Annotated in this window: 4 protein-coding genes; 2 read left to right on the plus strand and 2 right to left on the minus strand. The window is 35.6% G+C overall.

Annotated features, from left to right (window positions below):
• Window positions 1–262: 262 nt before the first annotated feature.
• Window positions 263–1,012: a deoxyribose-phosphate aldolase gene (deoC, locus tag PLK24_RS09790; RefSeq protein ID WP_324478657.1), complete on the minus strand. Its 750-nt coding sequence runs from the start codon at window positions 1,010–1,012 to the stop codon at window positions 263–265.
• A gap of 240 nt (window positions 1,013–1,252) precedes the next feature.
• Here deoC and PLK24_RS09795 point away from each other — a divergent pair, with 240 nt between their 5' ends.
• Together PLK24_RS09795 and PLK24_RS09800 are read left to right on the plus strand one after the other, a co-directional pair.
• Window positions 1,253–2,212 carry a tetratricopeptide repeat protein gene (locus PLK24_RS09795; protein ID WP_324478659.1) on the plus strand — a complete coding sequence of 320 codons (960 nt, stop codon included), beginning with the start codon at window positions 1,253–1,255 and terminating at the stop codon, window positions 2,210–2,212.
• A gap of 141 nt (window positions 2,213–2,353) precedes the next feature.
• Window positions 2,354–3,076, plus strand: a complete 723-nt coding sequence (locus PLK24_RS09800) for a hypothetical protein (protein WP_324478661.1) — start codon at window positions 2,354–2,356, stop codon at window positions 3,074–3,076.
• Window positions 3,077–3,126: 50 nt separating this feature from the next.
• On the opposite strand, the gene PLK24_RS09805 is transcribed toward PLK24_RS09800, so the two are convergent.
• Window positions 3,127–3,491: HD-GYP domain-containing protein (locus tag PLK24_RS09805; protein WP_324478663.1), on the minus strand; the 365-nt coding region annotated here is incomplete at its 5' end.

Here is a 3,491-nt window from a genome sequence, read left to right on the forward strand (position 1 = left end):
CTCATTTTGTTTTAATCACTTTTCACTTATTTCGGTATTTTCAGGATAGACCCTAATGCCATTTTTTATGGTACCAGATAGGAATGAAAACCCGAGTTTCGACATGCCATGGCATGTCGCTATATTAATTAAAGCATGGGCATAATACATTGCGCCACTACAAATTTTTAAAATCTTTGGTAGGGGCTTGATTTATCATGCCCATGAGTTTTTAAGATAGATAGTCAAAATTACTTTTATATATTTTGATGCTTTCAATTTTTTATTTACTTGGGCCTAAGTCTTTCGGTTCCACTGGGAGGACTAAGGTTCCTGCAGCTTCTTTTTTATAAGCATCTTCCATTATACTTTTGGTTGCGGTCGCACCAAATCGAACTCCACCCACCGCTCGAACTGCTAATGCCCCCTCTAAGGTTCGTACTCCACCAGCGGCTTTGACTTGAATGCTGGGATTTACCGATTTTCGCATCAGTTTTAAATCTTCAATGGTTGCTCCACCTGGTGCAAACCCAGTGGAAGTTTTAACAAAGTCAGCACCAGCTTTTTCGCAAATTTTACAGGCTAATTCTTTTAACTCGTCGGTAAGATAATAATTTTCTAAAATTACCTTGACAATAACTCCCTTTTGGTGGGCAATATCTACTACCGCTTTAATGTCTTGCTCGACATAATCAAACTCTCGGGATAAAAGCCGTCCGATGTTTAACACCATATCCAGCTCTACCGCCCCATCTTCCATGGCTTTCACTGCCTCAAATGCTTTTACTTCAGTCCGGTGAGCACCATGGGGAAATCCTATGACAGTTGTAACTAATACATCACTTCCTTTTAAAACTTCTGCGGCCACTTGAACATCACAGGGTTTTACACAGACCGAAACCACATCGTACTCTTTGGCTAATCGACATCCTTCAATAACTTCTTGTCGAGTAAGCTGAGGCCTAAGAAGTGAGTGATCTATCATTTTAGCAATATCTTTGGCTGTTACCTTTTCTGGTTGTCCAGTTTTCATGAATGAGCCTCCTTCTCTTCGATTTATTATAAATGATTTTTATTAATTTTAATTTCTTTAAATTTTCAATATTGTACTTATGTTTTTTATTCATCAACATTATAAGCTTTTAACTCCCTTACTACAAAGTTTCTAAGATATAATGAAAACAACACAATAATTATAATTTTATTCACGAAATCCAATGTTTACCAATAATCTTTTTTCGTTTAGAATGGTAATTCGGAGGTGTCACAATCAATGGCTGAAAACCTTAATCCATCATTAGATGATATTAGAAATCTGATCGAATTTTATGCAAAAAAAGTCGCCAATTTAAAAGATCAAAAAGGAAACGGTATCGAAATTCTTAATATTAGAACTGATATTGAGCGGGGGCTAATTTATTTTCGTTCTAAAAACGCTTACTTAGATCCTGAGGAAACCCGTTTAGGGAATTTTGATTCTTTACTTAAAAAGCAAAGCCGTCTCCTGGTGAAAGTAACCGGTAAAAAAGCTTTTATTGACCAACGGTCCAGACTCAATCCACCCACTGAATATTGGTGGTGGTGGTTGGATATTGAATATGAAAAAAATCAAAAGAAAACCATCCAAAAAAATTTACTTCATTTTGGGATTTTTTTTGTGGTCTTATTTTTAGTCTATTTTATCTTTCTGCGTCTTCCTCCTCAAGAAAGAAGGTATTTAGATTTAAATTCTTCCATTGAGAAGAAAATCGACCAATCACTGATTGAACCCGACCAAAATATAGTAAAAAATATTTACTACGATATTATTCAAGAATGCGAACAGGCACTCACACTTTTTCCAGAACGACCTGCACCCCTACTCATAAAAGGAGCCATTTCAGAAAAAATAAACCATTTATCCGATGCTCAAGCAAACTTCAATCAAGCAATGACACTTTATCCTTCCCAAGAAGATTTTCTTCTGGATCAAGCAACCTGGTATTTTCGCATAGGGATGAAAGACCAGGCAAAAGATTCTCTTTCTGCTGTCCTCAAAGAAAATCCTGATTCAATTGGAGCATTAAACTTATTAGGAACTATTTATGAGGAAGAGAATAACTATGTGGAAGCTTTAAAAGCCTATACCCGAGTACTTGAATTAGCTGAAAACCAAAATCATACCACCATGATCCCTGTTACTAAAATGAAAATCGCCATGCTCCAATTAAGGCTCCCAATGAGCCTTCCATAAATTCAAAGGTTTTTCGTTAAAAATTTAAAAGAAAAATGTTATAATAATTCGGTTTTTTAATTTTTGGTAACTTTCAATATAGGTTTAACACTTCATTAGGAGTAGGAAATTTTTATGGTTTATTTCTTCTTGATCCTTACGATGGTTTCTTTAATCCTTTTTATTATAGGATTGATTAATCCATCTCTGGTTATAGTTCGCCTAAAAAAAAGAAGATTCTTAGTCATTCTTATCTATGGTTCAATAGCCCTGGTATCTCTTCTGCTGTTGATTATAACCTCTCCTCCCCCACGACCAACTTTACCTTCAAAAGATGAATTACCTACTGTTAACAATGATATATCTGGTCAAAATATAAGCGAGAATCTCACTGATCAAAAAAACAATCAATCTTCAACTGTCGACTGGTTAAGAGAATCGGAAAAGTATTTTTTTATTAAAGAACCTGAGCCTGAACAGTATGTTTTACTTTCAATCTCCTTAGTCACACGTTTTGACCAAATAATAGAAATTATCGGAGAAACTGATCTTCCCGATGGATCGATTATTGAAATTCTTTTTCGACAACTGGGAACTCCAAAATACCCCAATCAATTTGATTTGCAAACCAGTGCTATTGTTCAAAATAATTCTTACCAGGCTACTTTCAGCGCCCCAGAAAATTATCTCTTTTCTCAGGGTCCCTTTCAGATTCGAGTTTCCTTTTCCCCTGAAAACCAAATTCCAGCCATTCAAAAATTATTTGGAAAAAGTGGAGAAAAATTAAAAGGTAAACAAAGCCGGGTTGAGAATCAAATCAAAATACTTGAAGATATCAAAGAAGTGAGCTTCGAATTTGAAATCGAGCCCTCACCTCCTAATTAGAAGACAAAATATTCTTGAGGATTTTTCTATTAGTCTTCCTGGTTCTGAAATTATAGAAAAGGAAACTGATAATCTTTTTCTTTGAAAAGGCTTAAGCAACAGTCAACAACCATTGGTTCATAAAGAATTCCTCGGTTCCTTTTTATTTCCTCCAGAGCAGTTTCTATTCCTTTGGCCGGTCGATACGGCCGGTGGGAAGCAATTGCTTCAACGACATCTGCTACGGTTAAAATTCGTGATTCTATAAGTATTTCTTCTCCTTTGAAACCAGCAGGATATCCAGTACCGTTTATTCTTTCATGATGTTGTAAAATGATATCGGCTATTGGCCAAGGAAACTCAATATCTTTGAGTATTTCGTAGCCGGCTTGGGGATGGGTTTTTATTAGACCAAATTCTAAATCAGACAATTTTG

The sequence above is a fragment of the Atribacter sp. genome (genome assembly GCF_035418125.1).
Classification (GTDB): domain Bacteria; phylum Atribacterota; class Atribacteria; order Atribacterales; family Atribacteraceae; genus Atribacter; species Atribacter allofermentans.